General features: G+C 34.1%; 20 protein-coding genes. 5 read left to right on the top strand and 15 right to left on the bottom strand.

The annotated features are described in order from the left end of the window. Positions 1–89 precede the first annotated feature (89 nt). From E2558_RS09230 to lepB, 6 genes are all read right to left on the bottom strand, one after another. Positions 90–308 (bottom strand): hypothetical protein, encoded by a 219-nt coding sequence (locus E2558_RS09230; protein ID WP_126564611.1) that lies wholly within the window; start codon positions 306–308, stop codon positions 90–92. 87 nt (positions 309–395) lie between these two features. Next, entirely contained in the window at positions 396–1,016 is a 621-nt protein-coding gene (locus E2558_RS09235) for a metallophosphoesterase (protein ID WP_126564610.1), read from the bottom strand. Between the two features lie 15 nt (positions 1,017–1,031). Further along, entirely contained in the window at positions 1,032–2,684 is a 1,653-nt protein-coding gene (locus E2558_RS09240; protein ID WP_126564609.1) for an ABC transporter permease, read from the bottom strand. A gap of 1 nt (position 2,685) precedes the next feature. Further along, the gene (locus E2558_RS09245) at positions 2,686–3,717 is read right to left on the bottom strand and encodes an ABC transporter substrate-binding protein (RefSeq protein WP_126564608.1); all 1,032 of its coding nucleotides are present in this window, start codon (positions 3,715–3,717) and stop codon (positions 2,686–2,688) included. Continuing rightward, on the bottom strand, positions 3,701–4,765 hold the full coding sequence (locus tag E2558_RS09250; RefSeq protein ID WP_126564607.1) for an ABC transporter ATP-binding protein: 1,065 nt from the start codon (positions 4,763–4,765) through the stop codon (positions 3,701–3,703). The genes E2558_RS09245 and E2558_RS09250 overlap by 17 nt, the downstream gene beginning before the upstream one ends. Before the next feature lie 283 nt (positions 4,766–5,048). Further along, positions 5,049–5,621 carry a signal peptidase I gene (gene lepB, locus E2558_RS09255; RefSeq protein ID WP_126564606.1) on the bottom strand — a complete coding sequence of 191 codons (573 nt, stop codon included), beginning with the start codon at positions 5,619–5,621 and terminating at the stop codon, positions 5,049–5,051. Between the two features lie 425 nt (positions 5,622–6,046). Between lepB and E2558_RS09260 the strand changes: the two genes are divergently transcribed. From E2558_RS09260 to E2558_RS12475, 5 genes are all read left to right on the top strand, one after another. After that, positions 6,047–6,457, top strand: a complete 411-nt coding sequence (locus tag E2558_RS09260; RefSeq protein ID WP_229716427.1) for a YxeA family protein — start codon at positions 6,047–6,049, stop codon at positions 6,455–6,457. A gap of 24 nt (positions 6,458–6,481) precedes the next feature. After that, positions 6,482–7,240 (top strand): ABC transporter ATP-binding protein, encoded by a 759-nt coding sequence (locus tag E2558_RS09265; RefSeq protein ID WP_126564604.1) that lies wholly within the window; start codon positions 6,482–6,484, stop codon positions 7,238–7,240. Continuing rightward, positions 7,230–9,113, top strand: a complete 1,884-nt coding sequence (locus tag E2558_RS09270; RefSeq protein ID WP_126564603.1) for an FtsX-like permease family protein — start codon at positions 7,230–7,232, stop codon at positions 9,111–9,113. The genes E2558_RS09265 and E2558_RS09270 overlap by 11 nt, the downstream gene beginning before the upstream one ends. 36 nt (positions 9,114–9,149) lie before the next feature. Continuing rightward, positions 9,150–9,341 (top strand): VraH family peptide resistance protein, encoded by a 192-nt coding sequence (locus E2558_RS09275; RefSeq protein ID WP_126564602.1) that lies wholly within the window; start codon positions 9,150–9,152, stop codon positions 9,339–9,341. 336 nt (positions 9,342–9,677) lie between these two features. After that, a complete protein-coding gene (locus tag E2558_RS12475; RefSeq protein ID WP_229716428.1) occupies positions 9,678–18,248 on the top strand; it encodes a Spy0128 family protein in 8,571 nt (2,856 codons plus the stop codon). A gap of 94 nt (positions 18,249–18,342) precedes the next feature. Here the strand turns inward: E2558_RS12475 and E2558_RS09305 are convergent, their stop codons facing one another. The 9 genes from E2558_RS09305 to rpmH all read right to left on the bottom strand — a co-directional run bounded on the left by E2558_RS09305 (position 18,343) and on the right by rpmH (position 25,544). After that, positions 18,343–18,882 (bottom strand): TetR/AcrR family transcriptional regulator C-terminal ligand-binding domain-containing protein, encoded by a 540-nt coding sequence (locus tag E2558_RS09305; RefSeq protein ID WP_126564601.1) that lies wholly within the window; start codon positions 18,880–18,882, stop codon positions 18,343–18,345. Beyond that, positions 18,845–19,243, bottom strand: a complete 399-nt coding sequence (locus E2558_RS09310) for a DUF3147 family protein (protein WP_103297295.1) — start codon at positions 19,241–19,243, stop codon at positions 18,845–18,847. Before E2558_RS09310 ends, E2558_RS09305 begins: the two co-directional genes overlap by 38 nt. 18 nt (positions 19,244–19,261) lie before the next feature. After that, the gene (locus tag E2558_RS09315) at positions 19,262–19,636 is read right to left on the bottom strand and encodes a DUF3147 family protein (protein ID WP_371869284.1); all 375 of its coding nucleotides are present in this window, start codon (positions 19,634–19,636) and stop codon (positions 19,262–19,264) included. A gap of 189 nt (positions 19,637–19,825) precedes the next feature. Next, positions 19,826–20,665: a nucleoid occlusion protein gene (gene noc, locus E2558_RS09320; protein ID WP_126564600.1), complete on the bottom strand. Its 840-nt coding sequence runs from the start codon at positions 20,663–20,665 to the stop codon at positions 19,826–19,828. A gap of 45 nt (positions 20,666–20,710) precedes the next feature. Then, positions 20,711–21,433: a 16S rRNA (guanine(527)-N(7))-methyltransferase RsmG gene (gene rsmG / locus E2558_RS09325; RefSeq protein ID WP_126564599.1), complete on the bottom strand. Its 723-nt coding sequence runs from the start codon at positions 21,431–21,433 to the stop codon at positions 20,711–20,713. Continuing rightward, on the bottom strand, positions 21,433–23,310 hold the full coding sequence (gene mnmG, locus E2558_RS09330; protein ID WP_126564598.1) for a tRNA uridine-5-carboxymethylaminomethyl(34) synthesis enzyme MnmG: 1,878 nt from the start codon (positions 23,308–23,310) through the stop codon (positions 21,433–21,435). Before mnmG ends, rsmG begins: the two co-directional genes overlap by 1 nt. A gap of 89 nt (positions 23,311–23,399) precedes the next feature. Further along, a complete protein-coding gene (gene mnmE, locus E2558_RS09335) occupies positions 23,400–24,779 on the bottom strand; it encodes a tRNA uridine-5-carboxymethylaminomethyl(34) synthesis GTPase MnmE (protein ID WP_126564597.1) in 1,380 nt (459 codons plus the stop codon). A 147-nt stretch (positions 24,780–24,926) separates the two neighbouring features. Next, a complete protein-coding gene (gene rnpA / locus E2558_RS09340) occupies positions 24,927–25,271 on the bottom strand; it encodes a ribonuclease P protein component (RefSeq protein ID WP_126564596.1) in 345 nt (114 codons plus the stop codon). A 135-nt stretch (positions 25,272–25,406) separates the two neighbouring features. Then, the gene (gene rpmH, locus E2558_RS09345) at positions 25,407–25,544 is read right to left on the bottom strand and encodes a 50S ribosomal protein L34 (protein WP_000240855.1); all 138 of its coding nucleotides are present in this window, start codon (positions 25,542–25,544) and stop codon (positions 25,407–25,409) included. Positions 25,545–25,758: the final 214 nt, after the last annotated feature.

Consider the following 25,758-nt stretch of genomic DNA (forward strand, 5'->3'; position numbering starts at 1 on the left):
GATTTTTATCTTTAATTCTTAATGTATTTAATATAGACTTACACATAGGCGCATTACCTTTCTTTTTTATTTGGTGTGGTAGCTAATAATTATAGAGGTAATTGCGCTATTTTTGTATTCAAAACATGAAAATTGGGAATAATATTGAGTAAAAATCCTATCATAAATAACGCCGGAGCAATATTTTTCATCACATCTAGAAAAAGAATAAGAATTAAACTGATTAGACCTAAAAAAATAAATAAATTTGAAATATAATTAAGCGTTTTACACCAAACTGGTTCTTCATTTATCTTCTTATCACTCATTTTTTAACTCCTTCTTAATGATTAATTGATTGCTACGTACACTTTATATCATACAAACTTATTATTTTGAAACTAAATTACGGTTTCTTATAAATTTCTACTCATTGTTTTAATAACGACTTCTTTCTTTTCATCTAAGACATCAATTGAATACTTTATTCGATTCGTTAAATCTACTAACGTTAAATATTTATCATGACCTGCTCCAGTGTCTATGCCGATAATTCTATTTTCAAAAAGAAGTTCGTCATCTTCATAACCAAGTCTAAAATTCGGTACATGCCCATGAACTAAAACTTTATTTTCAGGTAAATTTAAATTTAATTCCTTAGGTTGATGTCCCGTCACGATACTGCGGTCTTGATGTTGTAAATCTTTGTTAGTATCAATGCCTGCATGGGCAAAGATGTAGTTATCTAATATTTTAATATGTGGCAATTCTTCAATAAAATGACGCCACTCTAAAGCTTGTTCCTCATCACTTTCCAACCATCTCATTTCATGATTACCAATTAACACAATGGCACCTTCTGCTTGTAATTGCTTAACTAATTTCAAAGTGCCTATTGAGTCAGGGCCTTTATTCACATAATCACCTACTAAGATAAGTTGATCATTTTTCGAGTTATATTTTGTGACCTCTAGTAATTGTGATAAGGAGTCTACGTGGCCATGAATATCAGAAACAGCTAAAATTCTTTTCTTCAACGGCATTGTACCCCCTTATTCAATTCGTTTTTTCTTTCTTTGATATATTTCAAGTATCATTAAAATAATAGAAGTTAATCCTATAGATAAAAGTGCCATGGCCATCCCTTGTGCAGAATCGCCTTGTTCAAATTGTCGATAAATAAATGTAGAAGACGTATCTGTATTAGGCGGTCTCAACATTAAAGAAGCAACAAGTTCCCTCATCGAAATACAAAATATTAAAATCCATCCCGAAAGAATACCAGGCGTTAATAATGGTAATGTAATAGTTCTAAATAATGTCCATCCCTTACTACCAGATATTTCTGCAGCTTCAATCAAGTTTTTACTTATTTGTTGATTTACTGTTTTAATATTTTGCACAGCATATGGAATATAGAGCACAGTATAAGCAACAGCTAAGATGGCAATCGTATTGTAGATAGGTAATACATTGTATTTATTATTCCAAAAAAGTATCAGACCGATTACTACAATAATCCCTGGTACTGTATTAGGTAATAAACTTGTAAAATCTATAAAGCGACCTAACGTATTCCCTCTTTCTGTAATCAATACAACCCATAAGCCAATTAAACTCGCTAATGTGGCTGACATTGTAGCCAATAAAAAGCTATTAAATAGTGCGATGCTTCCATTGCCCGATAAAACATCAATAAAATGTTGAATTGTAAAATTATTTAAATGAAATCCTTGCGACATCTTTTTCATAAATGCGTTAGCGAAGATGCTCGCATAAGGTAAAACAATCGTTACGATCAGTTCACAAATCACATATACGTAACATAATATATTCCATTTACTTGATTGATGAATTTTAATTTTCCGACCTTTTCCAGAACTAGAGTTGATATTCGTTTTAGTCTGAAACCATTGTTGAAAAGCCCATACCGACATACTTACAGCTAATAATAAGGTTGATAATAACGCTGCTCTTTGAAAATCAATCGGCCATATTGACGCACTATGATGAATCTCAGAAGTCAGTACTCTAAACCCTATACGATTACCCATTGTAACTGGTGTCCCAAATTCTCCTATTGTTTTCACAAATATTAATAGGGCACCCATGCTATAACCCGAGATAAATAATGGCGCGATAATTTTTTTAAAACGATAAAAGAATGTCCCACCGTAAATTTCAGCCGCTTCTTCTTGAGACTGGTGAATATTCATAAGCGCATTTTTTAAAATAATATATAAAAATGGCGTCAAGTGACAGCTCATAATAAGTACCATCCCAAAAAAACTGAAAAAATAAGGCGTCATATGAGAGAAAATAGGGCTAATTTGTTCTAGCAACCCATTTCGTTGCATCGTAAGCATCCATCCCATTGATCCAATATAGGGAGGTGTCATAAAAGGAATCATAATTAATAAATCCAACCATTGGTGTTTTGCTAAAGTCGTTTTAGTCATAATATAGCTTAAAGGAAGGGCAATGAGCGTACATAAAATGACTACAGAAACACCTAATAGAATGGAATTCAATAATATCTTCAAATGGTACGATTGTCCCAGTTGTTTAAGGTGATCAAAAAATGTTTGATCACCTTCTGGAACAAAGCCTTTCAACAGTATGAGACATAAAGGCATGATGATTAAAATAAATAATACAATGAATGCTAAAATCTGATTAAATCTATTTATTAATTTGCTATTCATTCTATCTCATCAATTCCGTAAATTGTTTTAATACTTTCTCACTTTTATCACTTAAATTATTCCAATCATATTTAAATTCTTTAATATCTGCTCGTTTTGCTTTATCTTTTTTCTTTTCTGCTGACTTATCTGCTGGAATTAAATAGTGATCGTCTACTTGTTTTTGTCCTTTTGAACCTGTTACATAATCCATATATTGTTTTGCTAATTCTTTATGAGATGAAGATTTTAAAATAAATGCAGGTCGTGGAGATATAGCAGTACCTGATTTAGGATAAGCAATATCAACTGGTTCTCCCTTAGCTTTAGCTGCATAAACCATATAATCTACGCCACCATATACAACGTCATTTTCACCTTTAATAACCGATTCTAATGCTGGCTTATTAGCCCCAGCTAATTTCATTCCATTGTTTTTTAATGCTTTATATTCATCCCATGCTTTATTTCCTTCATTATTTACTTTAATAGATAATAAATCTAAAGCTGTACCAGATTCAGATGGGTCAGGTATTGCAATCTTATCTTTATATTGTGACTTAGTTAAATCTTTATCATCTTTAGGAGGGTTTTTAACATTTTTAGTATTATAAGACATACCTAAAGCACTACCGCTAAATCCGTAATAATAACCGTCTTTATCAATCCAGTCCTTGTATAACTTGTTATGATTTTTAACTTTATAAGGTTCAATTAAACCTTTCTTTTTATAATCTAAAGCTGCAGGTAAAGAAGCAAGCTGTACAACATCAGCTTTTGGGTTATCTTTTTCAGCTTCTAAACGTCCTAACACCTCACCTGTTGTACCTTGGAAGACTTCTACTTTCTTTCCTGTTTCTTTTTCAAACTCTTTGACCATATCTTTAACTAAGTTGTCAGGTCCAGCTGCATATAAAACAAGCTTACCTTTTCCATTACTATATGATTTCGATTTATCATCACTACTATCGCTATTTTCAGGTTTATTTTGACATGCGGCTAAAACGACAACTAATGCAAGTAATAAAAAAAGATATTTAGTAACGTGCTTCATCTTTATTCTCCTCCGAATTTGAATAAATAAAATAATTTTCTGGAATGTTAAACTCTAAATTAACTTGTGTATCTTTTGCATAAGATTTAATATCGTAAAACATAACTTTTGTATTATTAATGCGAGCTAAATATTGATAACGTTCTCCTGTAAATTGAATGTTTTCTATTGTAGCTGGTAGCGATTTTTCATTTTTTGAAATACTAATATTTTCTGGACGTACAAGTACGCCACATTCGCCACTTTTTAATGAATTAGGAACTTCAAATTTAAAATCATCCAACGTTTTGAAATATTGATTATCTATAGCTCCTTCAATATATGTACCTTTTCCAATAAATGTAGCGATTTTTTTAGATTTTGGATGGTAATATAGGTTTTCCGGCGAACCTTTTTGAATAATTTGACCTTGAGATAGTACGATAATTTCATCAGACATTGTCATGGCTTCATTTTGGTCATGAGTCACAAATATAGCTGTCATGTTATTTTCTTTAATTAATCGTTTTATGAGTATTTGCATATCTTCTCGTAAAGTGGCATCAAGTGCAGATAAAGGTTCATCCATTAAAATCAATTTTGACTGCGATATAATAGCACGTGCTAATGAGACACGTTGCTGTTGTCCTCCAGATAACTGATGAATCGCTTTGTCCCAATGTTCTTCTAGATGAACTTCTTTTAAAGCATCCATGACGCGTTGTTTTAAATTTTTTGTATCTTTTTTTACTTTTAACGGATAGGCTACATTTTGAAATACGGACATATGAGGCCATAAAGCAAAATCTTGAAATACCATCCCTAAATCTCGATTTGCTGGAGAAATGAAACGTTTATTTTCTGTAGAATAGTATGTATTCTCGTCATGTATGATTTTTCCGAAGTCAGGTTTTTCTAGCCCTGCTATGAGTCGTAATAACGTCGTTTTACCACAACCCGATTCTCCCAATAAAGAAACAAACTTTCCATTTTCAATTGTTAAACTCACATCTTTAATTACATTCTTTTTATCAAACGATTTTTTAATATTTACTAACTCTAATGTCATCTTTTCACCTCTTTTCAATATTTACTATAAAAAAAGGTTGTTTATATTAATTGAATATATTATTAATGTATATCAAAAAAATTTATAAAAAATTGAAGTTTAAATAGATTTAATCTATATAATAGTTCGTGAAAAAGAAAAGCTGTTTAATTCTCTTCTCGAATTAAACAGCTTTTCAATTAGTATAATGACAATAATTACCTATAAACACGCCTTCATAACAGTTTTCATAAAAAAAGTTGCTTCACACGTAATAACGCATTAAGCAACTTTTCCTATATTATTAAAATGTACCTGGATTAAAATTTGCTTTCCACTCATTGAACGGCCAGTATCTTAATACAACTTTACCTACAAGTTGTTTCTTATCGATTAAACCGACTTCTGGGAAACGACTATCCACACTATTTTGTCTATTATCTCCTAAAACTAAATATTTGTCTTTAGGAATTTTAGTTTCTCCATTAGCACCTTCAAGTTGGCTAGATTTGAATGTACCTGTTAAGTATTCACCTTGTTTGTGCTTTTTATTGTAATCTAAATACGGTTCAGATACTTTTTTATCATTTACGTATAATTGATCTTTTTTATATTCTACTTTATCGCCAGGTGTACCGATGACACGTTTGATAAAGTCGCGTTGTGCATCTTCATGAAAGACCACGACATCTCCATTATCGATATGATTTAATGATTTTGAAATTTTACTTACGATTACTTTATTTCTGTCTTGGAACGTTGGATACATTGAAGAACCTGATACGGTATAAGAAACACCAATAAATTTCCATACTAGCCCCACTACTAAGAGGGCTACACCAATGGCTACGACCCATTCAATTATTTCTTTTTTCAAGTTAACCCCGCCTATCATCTTTTATAAACATAATTTACTTTATCACAAATTCATTGCAAAGTCGTTTCACTTATTTTTAAATATGATAACGTTCTTGACTTCCATCTTCTTTTGGAAAATATGTATGTTTCACATAGTGTCCTGCGACCACATTTTTTGTCAGTCAAAATAGAACATCTTCTCATCATAAAATCCTTGAGATTTATATATATGATTTCCTCTCTATTGTCTCGATAGCTTCATAGTAACAAACCTCTTACATGATTACTATTCAAGTTGTCACTTTTAAGAATGCCCAACTACTTATTTTTCCAAAAAATAATCTAACCTTTCACATCCGTAAGATATGGCTCCTACTTTGTAAGATTAGATAAAGGCAGTGATAACGCAACACTCCTACAATTATAAATGTAATAGAAAAAGGAGTGAGGATATTGAAAACATTAAGAAATATTCTAATTGCAGTCGTTATTATTGCAATTATTGCTGTAGGAGGACTATTCGGATTAAATGCATATTCAGATAAACATCCTAATAATCGTTCAGTCAATGATTGGAATAAACTCAACCCCCTAGCACCAACATATGCATATTATGTTAAAACCCAAAAACCATCAAAAGTTGAAACGTTAGATAAAGAAAAAGACTTTTATCTCTATCATTACGATCAAAAAGGCTACACAAAAGATGGTAAATCTAAAAAAATTGAATATACAGCACCTAAAAAATTAAAAACAGATCATTATCTAGTTGTAAAAGAAAAATCACATACTATTACTTCATATGAAGAAGTTAAAAAATCAGATATTCCTAATAAAGCTAAAGAAAAACTATAAAATCAGATAAGGAGCGTTGCAACAATGACAATTTTAAATGTGAATCATTTATCTAAAGTATATGGAAGTAAACAAAAATTCAAAGCACTTAATGATATTAACTTTTCAGTAGAAAAAGGAGAATTTGTAGCAATCATGGGGCCTTCTGGCTCAGGTAAAACAACGCTTTTAAACGTGATTAGCTCAATTGACAGTATTTCTAGTGGCACTGTAGAAGTCGATGGCAATGTAATTAATAAACTATCTGATAAAAAATTAGCGCAATTTCGTAAAAAGGAACTGGGGTTCATTTTCCAAGATTACAGTGTTCTTCCTACTTTAACCGTTAAAGAAAATATTATGTTACCGTTATCTGTTCAAAAAGTAAGTAAGGACGATATGGAGAAACATTATAAAGAAGTGACGGAAGCGCTCGGCATTTATGATTTAAGCAATAAATACCCAAGTGAGATTTCAGGTGGGCAACAACAACGTACCGCTGCAGCGCGTGCCTTTGTACACAAACCTTCTATTATATTTGCCGATGAACCAACCGGAGCTCTAGATTCTAAAAGTGCGAAAGATTTATTAAATCGCTTAGAAGAAATGAACAAAAAATTCAATAGTACTATCATCATGGTTACGCATGATCCTTCAGCAGCTAGTTTCTCTGAGCGCGTTATTATGTTAAAAGACGGTAATATTCATTCAGAAATTCATCAACAGAATAAATCTAAACAAGATTATTATAAGGAAATTATTCAATTACAGTCAGCCCTAGGTGGTGTCGCAAATGACGTTTAATCAAATTACGCTCAAAAATTTAAAAAGTAATATAAAGAACTATGCACTTTATTTATTCTCTTTAGTGCTCAGTATTATTTTGTATTTTAGCTTTGTCACTTTGCAATATACACATAGTTTAAATAGTAGTGAATCACCTGGGATTATTCGTAATGGCGCTAAAGTCGGCTCTGTATTTTTATTCATTATTATCATTGTTTTCTTAATGTATGCAAATCACTTATTTATTAAGCGACGTACACGTGAATTTGCGTTATTTCAATTAATTGGGCTAACGCGTGGCAATATTTTAAGAATGTTAGCCATTGAACAACTAACATTTTTCATTATAACTGGCATCATTGGCATTCTCATTGGTACTTTAGTGTCAGTTGGCTTACTCAATATACTAGTTAAGATGATGCATTTATCGGTCCATGTAGCCATCGGATTTGAGCTACCTGCGTTAATTCAAACTATCTTAATGCTTGTACTTGCATTTATCTTGATTATTATTCAGGACTCCCTTTTCCTAAAAAGAAGAACTATCCTTACAATGATGAAGGATAGTACGAAGACTGAAGCAACAAAAGCTAAGATTACACCGGCCGAATTAGTTGCAGGTATTCTAGGCATCGTGATGATTGCATTTGGTTATTACATGTCTACTGAGCTGTTTGGTACGTTTAGACAATTAACAATGAGCTTACTTACACCATTTATTATTCTATTCTTAACTGTAGTAGGCGCTTATCTCTTCTTTAGAAGCTCTGTTTCAATAATCTTTAAATCCCTTAAGAAAGCTAAACATGGACGCGTATCTATTACAGATGTCGTCTTCACATCATCAATTATGCACCGAATGAAGAAAAATGCGATGTCATTAACAGTTATCGCAGTTATTTCAGCAGTAACAGTAACAGTCCTATGTTTCGGCGTAGTAAGCAAAGCTAATGCTGACTATTCAATCCAATCTATGGCACCACAAGATATTAACTTTGCTCAAAAAAGTTCAGCAGAAAAGTTAAAACATTCTTTAGATCAACGTCATATTAATTATGATGAGAAACATTATGAAAGTGCGAATATGCGCATGGGTAAAAATGATGTGTTAACAAGTAAAACGGATGATGATTTTTCACATGCTGAAATGGGAATAACGCCAGATAAAAATATTAAGGGCAATCATGCGACTATTACGAACTTACAAGGCCCTATCGAAGGTATGGTAGATGTTCATATAGACAAAGATATTACACTTATTGGTAAGACGAAAAAAACATTCCATGTCGACAAAAAAGATGACTCTGGAATCATCCCAGGCAATGCTTCAATGGGTGGTCCAGTACTAAAAGTAAGTCCAGAAAATTATCAAGCCTTAAAATCAAAAGATAAAATAATGCATCAATACGGTATCAATATTAAAGATAAGCATGATCTTCCTAAAGCTGAAAAGATAGCTAAAAAAATATATCCTCAAGTTCCTCTTCAAAGTGAAATCAAAAAATTGATTGATGAAAATATGGGTATATTAATGTTTGTCTCTTCATTCTTAGGACTTGCATTCTTAATTGCGGCAGGCTGCATCATCTATATTAAACAGATGGATGAAACAGAAGATGAAGTGAATAATTACCGTATCTTAAGACGTATCGGTTTTACACACACTGATATGATGAAAGGTTTAGCAATGAAGATTCTATTCAACTTTGGTTTACCACTAATTGTCGCATTGTTACACGCACTATTTGCTGCTATGGCCTTCATGAAATTCGTTGGCGAATACGCACCAGTAGCAATTCTAGTTGTCATGGTTATTTATTCACTGGTATACCTTATCTTTGCAGCTATTTCATTCGTGCATGCTAATCGCATTATCAAACAATCTATCTAAGGTGCTTGGTCAAACGTAAAGAAAGAAGGTATCTAAATGAACATTAAAGAATTAATTCATAAATCTTATGAAGATTTATTAAGTTTAAAAGTGAATTGGTTTAACGGTTTCATGCTAGTTCTTATCGTTTTTGTTTTAAGTAGTATTGCGACGCCGATTGTCGGTGTTCCAGTTGGTTTACTTGGTGGCGGTTACTTCTTAAAACGCTACGAAGAAAAGAATGATTAAATTAAAATTGAATGATTTTAGTATTTAAATGCCAAGAGGAGTAGATTCAACTGCTTCACTTGGTATTTTTATATAGTGCTTAATAATGACATTTTCCCAATGACCTTATCATTAGTTTTTCATGGCAAAATTATATATTTCAAATGAAATAAACTTACCTTTACAAAGCTATATTTTCAATATAAATAATTCATGCAAACAACATTTATTTATTCATTAAAATTTTATAATCGTATCTTATAAATATTTTATTTTAATGTTGTATTTTCTTTTAACTCATTTATAATATATGTATTAGGCCTAAGCTTAAAATTTAATACTGGAGGACATCAAGATTTGAAACAACATTTGAAACAGAAATTCTCTATTAGAAAGTTCACAGTCGGTACTGGTTCTGTCTTATTAGGAACGTTTCTAATTTTGAGTGTTCATGATGTAGCTCATGCGAGCGAATTGAACACTAACAACACGAAATCAACAACGGCTAATAGCTCAGCAAATGCTGATGCTCAAGCCCCAGTAACTCAAGCACCTACGAAAGAGGCTTCTCAAACTGAAACTACAAATAAAGATAATACAGTTGCTAAAGAAACTCCGACAACTGAAGTGCAAGCTAGTGAACAGTCAAGTACTCAACATAACACTGTTGCTGATAACTCAGCGACGCCTAAAACTGAAGTTGCCCCTTCTTCAACAACTAAAGGTGAAGACAGAGAAGCAAAAACGGAAGCTGCTCCTCAAACTGAAACAAATACAATTACAGCCGCTTCAGATACAACAAGTCAACCAGCAGTACATAAACGCTCACGTCGCTCAGCTACTGCACCACTTTCATCGGAAGGTATATTAGAAAATAATGCTACAACAGCATCACCAAACATGGATGATCCTAATGGAGCAACAATTCAAAGTAGACCCGTTAAGATTCCAAAAGCTAAAGATCCTAACACAATTCCAACACAAAACGTATTATTCGAAAAAAATCCAGATCCTAATCAATATACTTTTGCGATTACTGACTTGAAAGACTTTAACGCTTCGTATCATACAAAATATTATTATCGTTTATCAAAACCATTTGATGACTCTAAAAATGTAACGATTGAATTAGTAGATGGTGAAACAAACGCCGTAGTAGAAACTAAACGTATTAATTCACCTGGAACTGTATCAATAGGTGAAACTTCTTTAGCAAGAGTTGTCGCTGCACGTGATCCTAAAAAAGCGAAATACGGTCATATTAATTTTACGTTTTTACAAACGTTAGACTCATTTAACAAGACGCTTTCAACAATCAGAGGACGTTTCGCAATAGATGACCAAGGTAGCTTAGAGAATGAACGTAGTGGTATGCAAATCTATGACGTATTTAACCAAGCAAATGAAGGTACAACAATCACGGACCCTCAATACTATGTACCTGAGGTTGTCCCTCAAACTACTTACTATCGTGTCGTAAATAAAAACAATCCTACTTACCAAGCGAATAAAACCGATGTTAATGCGCAAACATACGAACCAAATGAGACTGAAACAGAACTTGCGCGTTATGTAATAAAAGGTATGGATGGTCAAACATACAATGCATCAAACGTGCGACAATTTGAAGGCTATCATTTATATCAAATGGCAGATCCTGCTAACATGACTGGTCCTATTACGCGTCCTTATCAAGTAGGTTTAAGATACGTAGATGCCGAAACTAATAATGGTGGGGTTAAACGTATTAAAGAAATCGTTGAAGAGGATGGTACAACTCGCGTAGAAGTTTGGACATTATCGGCGGACCATATGTCTGAATCAGCTAAAAACACAGGTATCGATACAACAAACTATGTCAAAGTATACGAAACAACATTAAAGCCTGGTCAAAGAAATATGAATGATTTAGGTAAGGAAATTTCGATTCCTAGTTATTCTAAACCATTTAAAATTCTCGACGCTAGCCAAGGTGATGGTGCGGTAGGTAACGTTTTCGTACCTGACCAAACAATTAAAGGTGTTCAAGTAGGTCGTGGTAGTAACTTCCGTTTACAAAACTTATTAACGAAAGCACACCCTGTTATCTACTATTACACTAAGATTGAACCAGTAGAGGTAACATTATCTGCTAGAAAAGTAGTTAAACGTAATACTTCTTTACCAGGCGGGCAACTAACTAATGGACAATTTACATTCAATATCGTAGCTGGACCAAATTCACCAGCCATCCCAGCTGCATCTCAATCTAAAACAAATGCAGCAGACGGTTCGGTAACGTTTGATAAAATTTCATTTACTAAACCAGGTACGTACACTTATACAATAACTGAAAATAAAACTAACTTAAGTCCAGATTATGATGCTGAGCCTTTAACAGTGACTGCAACAGTTACAGTCACTGAAGAAAACGGTGTCTTAAAATCAAATGTAGCTTATGCTTATAATTCTGATACTGATGGGAACCAAGCATTTACAAACTATTATGTTGCACCAAAACAATTAAATTTTGATGTACATTTCACTAAAGATTTAACTGGTCGTCCATTAACTGATGGCGAATTCCATTTCAATATGAAAAATGCTGCTGGTGAAGTCATTGCCACAGGTACAAATGATGCTCAAGGTCAAATTAACTTTGAATTCATCGATGGTAAACGCCCTACTTACACAAATACTGACGCAGGTAGAACTTTCACTTATACTGTTGAAGAAGTGCCTGGTAGCGAACAAGGCGTAACTTACGATCCGATGAAAGCTACAGTAACTGTTAATGTTACTAAAACTCAAAACCAAGACTTACATGTGCTCACTGTAACTTCTGTAGCACCTAGAGATACTGAATTCAATAACGTTTATACACCTACTCCTGCTAAAGCAAAAATTGAGTTCACTAAAGTATTAGCAGGTAAAAAATTAACAGATGGTGCTTTTGAATTCACTCTTTCTGAAGATGGAGAAGTACTTCAAACAGTTAGAAATGTAAATGGTAAGGTAACATTCCAAGATATTTCTTATAGTAGTGAAGGAAACCATACTTACACTATCCAAGAAGTTAGAGGCACAGACGCAAACATCGATTATGACCCAATGGTAGCAACTGTAAACGTTAACGTTATCGAAGATCCATCTACACATAATCTTGAAGCAATCGTTGACAATCCTCAAGATACTGAATTTGATAACTACTATGTTGCACCTAAACAATTAAATTTTGACGTGGACTTCACTAAAGATTTAGCTGGTCGTCCTTTACGCGATGGCGAATTCCACTTCAACATGAAAAATGCTGCTGGCGAAGTCATTGCCACAGGTACAAACAATGAAAATGGACGAATTACATTTACATTTGTTGATGGCAAACGTCCTACTTATACAAATACAGATGCTGGTAAATCATTCACTTATACTGTGGAAGAAGTGCCAAGTGATGAACTAGGTATTACAAGTGACCCTATGAAAGCCACTGTTACCGTTAATGTAACAAAATCTGAAGACCAAGGTCTTCGTGTACTTACAGTAACATCTGTTGCACCTAAAGATACTGAGTTCAATAACTTATTCACACCAACAACTATAAAAGCGAAAATTGAATTGACTAAAACTTTAGCTGGTAAAGCATTAACTGACGGTGAATTCCAATTCACACTTTCTGAAAATGATGAAGTCATTCAAACTGTGACAAACCAAAACGGTAAAATAGTATTCGACAACCTCACATATACTGAAAAAGGCATGCATATGTACAATGTTAAAGAGGTAGTTGGTACTGATACAAATATCGACTATGATCCGATGGTAGCCGTAGTATTAGTCAATGTAATTGAAGATCCTTCAACTGGTGGTTTAGAAGCTGTCATCGTTAACCCTGATGATACTGAATTCGACAACTACTACGTTAAACCAAAAGAATTAGACTTTGGTGTTAAATTCACTAAAGAACTAGCTGGTCGTCCTTTACAAGATGGTGAATTCCACTTCAATATGAAAGATGCAAACGGTGAAGTGATTGCGACTGGTACTAACAACGCAGCTGGTGAAATCACATTTACATTTGTTGATGGTAAACGTCCTACTTATACAAATGCTGATGCTGGTAAATCATTCACTTATACTGTGGAAGAAGTGCCTAGTGATGAACAAGGTATGATTAGCGACCCTATGAAAGCAACTGTTACAGTGAATGTAACGAAAGACTTACATGTTCTTACTGCAACATCTGTTGCTCCAGCAGATACTGAATTCAATAACATCTATACACCGGCACCAGCGAAAGCAAAATTTGAATTTACTAAAGCATTAACTGGTAAAGCGTTAACTGATGGTGAATTCCAATTCACACTTTCTGAAAATGGTGAAGTGATTCAAACCGTTACTAACAAAGACGGCAAAGTTTCATTCGATGAAATTTCTTACAACGAAGAAGGACTTCACACTTATACTGTCAAAGAAGTAGCTGGTACTGATGCAAACATCGATTACGATCCTATGGTAGCTACAGTAATAGTTAATGTTACTAAAAACAGTACAACTGGTAACTACGAAGCTAACGTGATTACACCTGACGATACTGAATTCGATAACTACTATGTTAAACCGAAAGAATTAGAATTTGGTGTTAAATTCACTAAAGAATTAGCTGGTCGTCCTTTAGCTGACCAAGAGTTCCACTTCAATATGAAAGATGCGAACGGTGAAGTGATTGCGACTGGTACAAACAATGCTGATGGTGAAATCACATTTACATTTGTTGATGGTAAACGTCCTACTTATACAAATGCTGATGCTGGTAAATCATTTACTTATACTGTGGAAGAAGTACCAAGTGAAGAACAAGGCGTTACAAGCGACCCTATGAAAGCAACTGTAACAGTGAATGTAACGAAAGACTTGCATGTTCTTACTGCAACATCCGTTGCACCGGCAGACACTGAATTCAATAACATTTATACACCTGCACCAGCGAAAGCAAAATTTGAATTTACTAAAGTGTTAACTGGTAAAGCGTTGACTGACGGTGAATTCCAATTCACACTTTCTGAAAATGGTGAAGTAATTCAAACCGTTACTAACAAAGACGGCAAAGTTTCATTCGATGAAATTTCTTACAACGAAGAAGGACTTCATACTTATACCGTTAAAGAGGTAACTGGCACAGATAGTAATATCGACTATGATCCTATGGAAGCAACAGTTACAGTAAATGTAACGAAAAATAGCACAACTGGTAACTACGAAGCTACTGTCATTACACCTGATGACACTGAATTCGATAACTTCTATGTTGCACCTAAAGAATTAAACTTTGATGTAGAATTCACTAAAGCATTAACAGGTCGCGACTTAAAAGATCAAGAATTCCAATTCAATATGAAAGATGCGAATGGCGAAGTCATTGCGACTGGTACTAATAATGCAGAAGGTAAAATCTCATTTACATTTGTAGATGGTAAACGTCCTACTTATACAAATGCAGATGCTGGTAAAACATTTACTTACACTGTTGAAGAAGTACCAAGTACAGAAGTAGGTGTTACAAGTGATACAATGAAAGCCACTGTAACAGTGAATGTAACGAAAGACTTACATGTCCTTACTGCAACATCTGTTGCACCGGCAGACACTGAGTTCAATAATACTTTTGTACCACCAACACCGCCAACACCACACTTCCAACCTGAAAAATTCGATTTATCAGTAGAAAAATTTGATATCACAGGTAACAAATTATTAGATGATGATAGCGAATTGGCAAATAAATATGCTGATACAGTTAGCAACCCATATGCTGATCAAACAGATAATAATGAACCTGAAAATATTAATACAAAAGCATTAAGCCATGGTGACACAATCGTTTACCAAGTATGGTTAGACACAACTCAATTAACTGCTGCTAACAAAATTAATCAATTAGGTATTACCGATGATTATGATGAAGCAAGCGTAGAAGTTTCTGATATCAAAGCTTATGATGGCGTAACTGGTCAAGATGTGACTCATTTATTCGATATCGTTAACAATAATGGTGTAATCACTGCGACTACTAAAGAAAACTTAGTAACTGACCATGTAATTGATAATAATCAAATGCCATTTGGACGTTATTACAAATTTGATATCGTTGGTACAGTTAAAGCTGACGCAGTCGGTGGAAAAGAAATTACAAACGTAGCTAACCAATCTGCTCAATTCTTTAACCCAGTTAAAGGTGGCAATGAAGTACCACCTCCACCAACAACTGAAAAACGTATTAATAAAGTGAAACCTGAACCAGCTAATATCGAACTTAAAGTCACTAAGAAACTTGAAGGTGGAGACCTTAAAGGCGGAGACTTCACATTCGTATTAACTGATTTAGATCATCCTGAACAACCAGTTCAACAAGCTACTAACGATGCAAATGGTAATGTAAAATTCTTACCAATTAAATATAACGAAGTAGGTAAGCACTCTTACCTTGTAACTGAAAAAGTTGGTACAGAAGCTAACGTTCATTACGATACAATGTCAATCATCGTTAATGTTGATGTAACTAAAGACGAAGTTACTGGCAACTTAAAAACACATGTGAACTATGTAAGTACAGGCGGTAATTCTATTGGCTCAAACGATACTGAGTTCAACAATACAATTACTCCACCGCCACCAGTAGTTCCGCCAACACCGGTATATCAACCTGAAAAATTTGATTTATCAGTCGAAAAATTCGATTTAACTGGTAATAAATTATTAGATGATGACAGCGAATTAGCGAATAAATACGCTGATACAAATAAAAACCCTTACGCTGACCAAACTAATAATAATGAACCTGAAAACATCAACACGAAAGAACTAAACCGTGGAGATAAAATCGTTTACCAAGTATGGTTAGATACTACGAAATTAACTGAAGCGAATAAAATCAATAAATTAGGTATTACTGATGATTACGATGAGTCTAGCGTAGATGTACAAAGTATCAAAGCTTATGATGGCGTAACTGGTCAAGATGTATCTTACTTATTCGACATCGTTAACAATAATGGTGTTATCACAGCTACATCTAAAGAAAGCCTAGTGAAAGATCATGTCATCGATAACGAACAAATGCCATTTGGACGTTACTATAAATTTGATATCGTCGGTACAGTGAAAGCTGACGCAGTAGCTGGAAAAGATTTCACTAACATTGCGAACCAATCTGTTCAATACTTCAATCCAGTTAAAGGTGGCAATGAGGTACCACCTCCACCACCATCAGAAAAACGTGTAAACAAAGTAAAACCAGCACCAGCTGATATCGAACTTAAAGTGACTAAGAAACTTGAAGGTGGTCAACTTAAAGGTGGAGACTTCACATTCGTATTAACTGATTTGGATAATCCTAACCAAGTCGTTCAAGAAGTAACAAATGATGCGAATGGTATTGTGAAATTCTCAACAATGAAATATAAAGAAGTAGGTACACATTCTTACCTTGTTACTGAAAAAGTTGGAACAGATGCAAATGTAGATTACGATGCAATGAACATTTTAGTTAACGTTAATGTAACTAAAGATGAAACTACAGGTAATCTTAAAGCAGCTGTGAAATATATCAGTACAGGTGGTAAATCTATTGGTGCAAATGATACTGAATTTAACAACACAGTTAAACCTCCAGTACCGCCAACACCAGTGGTACAACCTGAGAAATTTGATTTATCAGTTGAAAAATTCGACTTAACTGGTAAGAAATTATTAGACGATGATAGTGAGTTAGCGAATAAATACGCTGATACAAATAAAAACCCATACGCTGATCAAACAAGTAACAATGAACCTGAAAATATTAATACAAAAGCATTAAATCGTGGAGATAAAATCGTTTACCAAGTATGGTTAGATACTACGAAATTAACTGAAGCGAATAAAATTAATAAATTAGGTATTACTGATGATTACGATGAATCAAGCGTAGCTATACAGCACATTAAAGCTTATGACGGTGTTACTGGCCAAGATGTGACTCACTTATTCGATATTGTTGATACAAATGGTGTCATCACAGCAACTACTAAAGAAAACTTAGTAAAAGACCATGTGATTGATAACGCACAAATACCATTTGGACGTTACTACAAATTTGACATTGTTGGTGTAATTAGAAATGATGCTAAAGCTAATAAAGACATCACTAACGTGGCTAACCAATCTGTTCAATTCTTTAACCCAGTTAAAGGTGGCAATGAGGTACCACCTCCACCAACAACTGAAAAACGTATTAACAAAGTCAAACCAGTACCAGCAAAATTCGAATTCAAAGTGACTAAGAAACTTGAAGGTGGTCAACTTAAAGGTGGAGATTACACATTCATCTTAACTGACTTAAATAGTCCTGATCACCCAGTTCAATTAGCAACAAACGATGTTAATGGTAAAGTGAACTTCTTACCAATTAAATTCGATAAAGTAGGAACTTACTCTTACCTAATCACTGAAAAAGTGGGTACAGACCAAAATATCGACTACGATACAATGTCAATCGTAGCTACTGTAGTTGTAACTGAAAATCCAACTACAGGTGACTTACAAGCGAAAGTAAGTTACATCAGTACAGGTGGTAAAGCAATTGGATTAGATGATACTGAGTTTAACAATAAAGTTAAACCACCAGTACCACCAAAACCTGACAAACCACCATATTGCCCACCACGTCATCCAGGTAAGCCACCGGTTCATCCGCCACATCATCCGGGTAAACCACCGGTTCCACCTAAAACACCAGGTGTACCACCGACACATCACGTGCCACCTACACCTGAACAACCAAATAAACCTAAACATCTTCCTAAAACTGGTAGCGAAGAAACTAACACTAACGCGCCATTATTAGCTACAATGTTTGCAGGTTTAGGTAGCATCTTATTATTTGGTAGAAGAAGAAAAAAAGAAGATAAATAATCTCCTTTAACTGCCAAAAGACCTAAGAAGACTTTGCTCTTCTTAGGTCCTTTTTTATACTATAAAAGTGACACAAGACATGTTTAGCCTTGTATCACTTCTCATAAGCTTTCAAAACAATTTTCAACATTTTTTCGATATAATCTTCGTCTAGTACATTAGGTTTAATTAAAATATTAAAATAAATTGGTGAAAAAATTAAATCAATAAACATATCTTGATCCGCTTCATCAATATGTCTAGCTACGATAGCCTTTAAACTCTTGCGATTACTCTCAAAATAACCTTTCATAAACAATTCGCGAGCTTCACTTTGTTGATTACTAATCAATATTTCAATAACTGCGCGTCCCAAATTTGTTTTATAAACTTCCATAATTCTTACTAAAAATGAATATAAATCACTATATAAATCTTCATATCCATGTTCAAAAACTTGAGTTCGACTGACAAACATATCTACAATAATTGAGGATTTATCTTTCCAACGTCGATATACTGTAGCTTTAGATATACCTGTATTCTCTGCAAGTTGATCAATTGTAATTTCTCTAAAATGTGTCGTTTCTAATAACTTATCTATTTCATTAAATATTTTATGATTGATTGTCGGATCTTTCGGTCTTCCAGCCATGTTTTCCCCTTCTTAAATGTGCAATAAATTCTACTAGTTCAAATATGATTACCGCACTAACAAACCATACGATAAATCCTACTACAATACTTAATAACCATTGATTAGTATAGTATAGCATCGCCCAAGTGGCTAAGATACTAAATAGCACACCAGTCATTCCAAAAACAGCGCCCCTACTCACGTGTTTCGCAATGACGTCGCCATGTTGCATGCCCGTAATAAATAATGAAACTAAAAAGACTGCAGGTAATGTAGCAAATACTCCACCTAATTCTTTCCAAGGTAAAATAACTGAAATAATATAGCTTAATGTGACTGCCATGCCACCAACAAGAAATTTGATAAATGCTAATTTCATTGAAAATGCCTCCAACTATTACGAAATATGTCTAATTGCAAAAATAGAAAGTGAAATAATGACCCAGCAAATTAATGCAAAAATCGTTCCTCGTTTATAATCTCTTTTACTGATGTAGAGAGAAGTTAAAAAGACAGTAACAATACATGAAATGATGCCGATAACCGCACCAGCACTTAAATGAATCGACATTTGAACTAACTTGTCTCCACGATGGTCTATAGCTAATGCAATGATAGCTGCGAGGTAGACTGCGGGCATAGTTGCAATAATACCTCCCATTTTACCTCCAACTTTTTCAGCCATAATAGAAGCAAAGGCGACTGCCAATCCGCCAATCACAAAATGAAGTATAGCACTTGAAATTGAGAACACTTTGAAACCCTTCTTCATTAATTATTAAACGAAACGTTTCGTTTAATAATATTGTAAAACTAAACAACTCAGTTGTAAATATCGAATGAAATATCATTAATTTTCAAATTATTACATCTGTTCTCATGCATATCACTCTTTTCTCAAAACACAAAAACCTCCTTTCACGCTTAGCTAAATCTAGCATATTGTGAAAGGAGGATAGTTTTACTTTTTATAAATTTTAATTTTAATTTCGTAATAATCATCATGGTCTTTATCACGTTGTTCTACGCGTATACCTGATGATTCGATAGCTTGTATACTTTTTCCAACTTCATCTCGAGCTTGTGTTAAGTCTTTCTCAAATTGGAAATTCTGAGCTTTAACTTTTTCAGGTCCGATTTTTTGTTTTACACGGGCTTCTGTTTGTTTAACATTTAATTTTTGGCTTATCACTTGTTCAATTAGCTTTTCTTGTTCTTCATGTTCAAGAGATAGCACCGCACGGGCATGACGCTCTGAAATCTTACCTTCTCGTAAGCGCGTAATGACTTTCGGCGCTAATTTCAATAATCTTAATTTATTCGCAATAAAGCTTTGGCTTTTACCTAAACTCTTAGCAAGTTCACTTTGTGTTGTTTCGCCAATCTCAAGTAACTTTTTATAAGCTTCCGCTTCTTCTACCGCAGACAAGTTTTCACGTTGAATATTCTCAATCAACGCAACTACTGCTGTTTCTTCATCATTCATATTTCGAATAATCACGTCTGCTTGAGCTTTATGCAAGGATTGCAATGCACGGAAGCGTCGCTCACCTGCGATAATTTCATACATATTTTCTTCGATAGGTCGTACAACAATCGGCTGTAATAATCCATGTTCGTCAATCGATTCAGCAAGTTCTGTAATTTTACTCGCATCAAAGACTTGTCGTGGTTGATAACGGTTAGGTACGATACGCTCAATTTGAATGGATTCAACGCTTGAATTACGATCTTCTTCAATGTATCCAACGATGTCATCTTTATTTTTCAATCCAAATAATTTTGAAAAAGGTTTTTTCATTATCCATTCACTCCTCTTAAAATTAATTTTAACACGAGTTCACTATTAATTTTCTAATAAAGGAGATTTATTAGGCGTACCGGGCTTTCTAGGATACTTTTTAGACGTTTGGCGACGTTTATCAATAATGATCATTTGTCTTTCGCCAGCATCTTCAGGTAAGTCAAATGTATACGAATCACTGAAGACGCCACCTAAAATACCAATCCCATAATGCGCTTCTTCTAACTCTTCTTCTCCTTTTGAAGACTTCAACGCGATGAAGTGCCCGCCTTTTTTAACTAAAGGTAAGCATAATTCACTTAAAACAGTTAATCTTGCTACGGCACGTGCCGTCACTACATCGTAAGTTTCTCGATTAACACCTTTACCAAATGTTTCGGCACGATCGTGGACAAAGCTGACTTCTGTTAAACCAAGTTCAGCAGCTAAATGATTTAAGAACTGAATTCGTTTATTTAAAGAATCAACGATAGTTACTTTTAACTCTGGATAAACAATTTTCAATGGAATACTTGGGAATCCAGCGCCTGCACCTACATCACAGATAGTCAGTGGTTGGTTAAAGTCATAATAAAAGCTTGGTGTAATAGAATCATAGAAGTGTTTCAAATAAACTTCATGTTCATCCGTAATACTTGTCAAATTCATTTTTTCATTCCATTCAACAAGCAATTTATAATATGTTTCAAATTGTTCTTTTTGTTTATCTGATAATTCAATTCCATGTTCACTTAATTCTTTGGATAGCCATTCTACGCCACTCATTAACTTTTCACCCTTTGCAATTTACCTTGTTCTAAATACACAAGTAAGATTGAGATATCTGCTGGATTTACGCCTGATATACGTGATGCTTGTGCAATATTTAACGGTTTAACTTCAGCTAATTTTTCACGCGCTTCAGTCGCTAAACTATCCACTTTACTGTAATCTAAGTCTTCTGGAATTTTCTTCTCTTCCATACGTTTTACTTTTTCAACTTGTTGTAATGATTTATTGATATAACCTTCATATTTCGTTTGAATTTCGACTTGTTCTTCAACCGCTTCAGGTAATTTATGGTCTTCTTCTAAGATTTCTAAGATTGTATCATAAGTCATTTCAGGACGGCGTAGTAAATCAATAGCTAAGATACCGTCTTTAAGACGTGAACCACCATTTGCTTCAATAACAGATTGTGTATGCTCATTAGGTTTAATTCGAATATTTGTTAAGCGTTCAATTTCGTCTTCAATTTGTTGACGTTTTTCGTTAAATCGCGCATAACGTTCTTCTGAAATCATTCCTAGTTCATGACCTACATCTGTTAAACGTAAGTCTGCATTATCATGACGAAGTAATAAACGATATTCAGCACGAGACGTTAATAAACGATATGGCTCGTTTGTACCTTTTGTCACTAAGTCGTCGATTAACACACCGATATATGCATCTGAACGGCTTAAGATTTTTTCGCCTGTACCTAAAACTTTACCTGCAGCATTAATACCTGCCATGATACCTTGACCTGCCGCTTCTTCGTATCCTGACGTACCGTTAATTTGACCCGCAGTGTATAAGTTTTTAATCATTTTAGTTTCTAATGTTGGCCATAATTGCGTTGGCACGATTGCGTCGTATTCAATGGCATAACCTGCACGCATCATGTCAGCCTTTTCAAGACCAGGAATCGTTGCTAACATTTCGCGTTGCACGTGTTCTGGAAGGCTTGTTGATAAACCTTGAACGTACACTTCGTTCGTATTACGACCTTCAGGCTCTAAGAAAAGTTGGTGTCTAGGTTTATCATTGAAACGCACAAATTTATCTTCAATTGATGGACAGTAACGTGGGCCAGTACCTTTAATCATTCCTGAGTACATAGCTGATAAATGTAAATTATCATCAATGACTTTATGCGTTTTATCATTTGTATACGTTAACCAACATGGAAGTTGATCTAAAATGTATTCTGTTGTTTCAAAGCTAAACGCACGTCCTACATCATCACCAGGTTGGATTTCTGTTTTAGAATAATCAATTGTTTTAGAATTCACGCGTGGTGGTGTACCTGTTTTGAAGCGCACGACTTCAAAGCCAAGCTCTCTTAAATTATCAGCTAAAGTAATTGAAGGAAGTTGGTGGTTCGGTCCACTTGAATATTTCATATTACCTAAGATAATTTCACCACGTAGGAAAGTACCTGTAGTAACGACAACCGCTTTGGCACGATATTCTGTTCCAATATTTGTGCGCACACCTTTAACTTCGTTATCTTCAATCATTAATTCATCTACCATGCCTTGCATGATATCTAAATTCTCTTCATCTTCAATCACACGTTTCATTTCTTGTTGATATAACACTTTATCTGCCTGTGCTCTTAATGCACGTACTGCCGGGCCTTTCCCAGTATTTAACATACGCATTTGGATATGCGTTTTATCAATTGCTTTCGCCATTTGGCCACCCAATGCGTCAATCTCACGTACTACAATACCTTTAGCTGGTCCCCCTACTGATGGGTTACATGGCATAAAGGCGATATTGTCTAAGTTAATTGTTAACATTAATGTTTTAGCGCCACGTCTTGCTGAAGCTAGGCCTGCTTCAATCCCAGCATGACCTGCTCCAATGACAATTACATCATATTCTTGAACCACTTTATTGACCTCCTTCATATATTCCTACTTTTTTTATTTATGAAAATTAAGACACCCTACCGTCTCGATTTTTTAATATTTATTTATAACTACTTACCTAAACAGAATTGACTAAATAATTGATCGATTAACTCGTCACTTGCAGATTCACCAATAATCTCACCAAGTAGCTCCCAAGTACGTGTTAAATCAATTTGAACCATATCCATTGGAATACCTGCTTCAGCAGCATCAATAGCATCTTGAATGGCATGTCTGGCTTGTTTTAATAACGAAATGTGTCTTGAATTAGAAACATAAGTCATATCTTGGTTTTGAACTTCGCCACCAAAGAATAAATCTCTGATTTGAATTTCTAATTCATCGATACCTTCTTGTTTCAACATAGACGTTTGAATAAGTGGCGTATCGCCAATCATTTCTTTCACTTCTGCAATATCTAATTTTTGTTCTAAATCAGTTTTATTAACAATAACAATCGCATCTTCATTTTTAATGACTTCGTATAATGTACGATCTTCTTGTGTTAACGGTTCGTTATTATTAAGTACAAAAAGGATTAAGTCCGCTTCGCTTAATGCTTTACGCGAACGTTCTACACCGATTTTCTCTACAATATCTTCAGTGTCACGAATACCTGCCGTATCCACTAATCTTAATGGCACGCCACGGACGTTAACATATTCTTCTAAGACGTCACGTGTCGTTCCTGCGACTTCCGTTACAATGGCTTTATTATCTTGAATAAGGTTATTTAACATTGAAGATTTACCTACGTTTGGTTTACCTACAATAACTGTTGAAAGCCCTTCTCTCATGATTTTACCTTGCGTACCAGTTTCTAATAGAAGGTTAATTTCGTTTTTTATTTTTTTAGACTGTTCTAATAAGAATTCAGTTGTCGCATCTTCAACATCGTCATATTCAGGATAATCAATATTCACTTCTACTTGTGCGAGAATTTCTAAAATAGATTGACGTTGGCGTTTAATTAAATCACTTAAACGACCTTCAATTTGGTTCATTGCTACTTTTGAAGCACGATCTGTTTTAGAACGAATGAAATCCATTACCGCTTCAGCTTGAGATAAATCAATACGTCCATTAAGGAAAGCACGCTTAGTGTATTCACCTGGTTCAGCTATTCTAGCACCATGCGTCATTGTAAGTTCTAAAATACGGTTGATCGTTAAAATACCACCGTGACAGTTGATTTCAATAATATCTTCACGCGTAAATGTTCTTGGCGCACGTAAGACTGAAATCATTACTTCTTCGACAATTTCATTCGTTTCTGGATCTACTATATGCCCATAGTTAATCGTATGTGAATCTACGTCTTCTAATTTTTTCTTTCCTTTATATAGCTTATCTCCAATTTCTACTGCTTGTGGTCCAGATAAACGGACAATACCAATAGCACCTTCACCCATCGGCGTTGAAATACTAGTTATTGTATCAAAATCCATGATTATCCTCGCCTCCTTATCCAAGTAAAATTTCATTATAACATTGTAATTTGTTTCTTTTGAAAATGCGAATATCTTGATTTATAGCATCTAGGTAAGACTTCGGGTTGTCTGAAGTTAGACTGAAGTCTGTGTAGTATTCGCGATTTACTTTATCTTTTTATTAAATACTTTCGCAATCTTCAACACGTGCTCTAAACTACCTTGTATTTCTAATGTCGACATATCTTTCGCAGGTTGTCTTGCTATTACGATAATATCGCGAGCAATGAAATCTTGTTTGTGTACTTTAAAATTCTCTCTGATAGCTCTTTTAATTCTATTTCTAGTTACGGCATTTCCTAATTTTTTAGATACGCTAATTCCTAAGCGAAAATGTTCATTATTACTATTGTAGGTGTAAACTACGAACTGTCTGTTTGCTACGGATTTACCCTTTTTATAAATAGTTTGAAAATCCGTATTCTTTTTTATACGATACGCCTTCTCCACGTTTACATCACTCGCTTATTTTATTCTCTACTTTAAATTTATCTATCTAGTTAACTATCTGCGTTTGAATTTATAATTGAGACGCCTCAAACTACCTTTCAAACGAAAAAAAAGACCACTGAGAAGTCAGTGATCTTATGCTGATAAAACTTTACGGCCTTTACGACGACGACGCGCTAAAACTTTACGGCCATTTTTAGTGCTCATGCGTTTTCTGAAACCATGAACTTTACTATGTTTACGTTTATTTGGTTGATAAGTACGTTTTACCATGCAAAACACCTCCATCTACTTATTATCCAGTTCATTATTAATCTGAATGAACCTGATTATTTTAATAGATAAATTATACTTTCTGATATCAGAATTCTTGATTTAATTAAATTTTATCTAGTCATAATTCAAGCAACTACTACAATATAACAAATTACCATTTATAAAGCAAGCAGCATTTAAAAGCAAGCCTACATTTTTTTTATAAAATTTG

It is taken from the genome of Staphylococcus pragensis, assembly GCF_004785665.1.
Classification (GTDB): domain Bacteria; phylum Bacillota; class Bacilli; order Staphylococcales; family Staphylococcaceae; genus Staphylococcus; species Staphylococcus pragensis.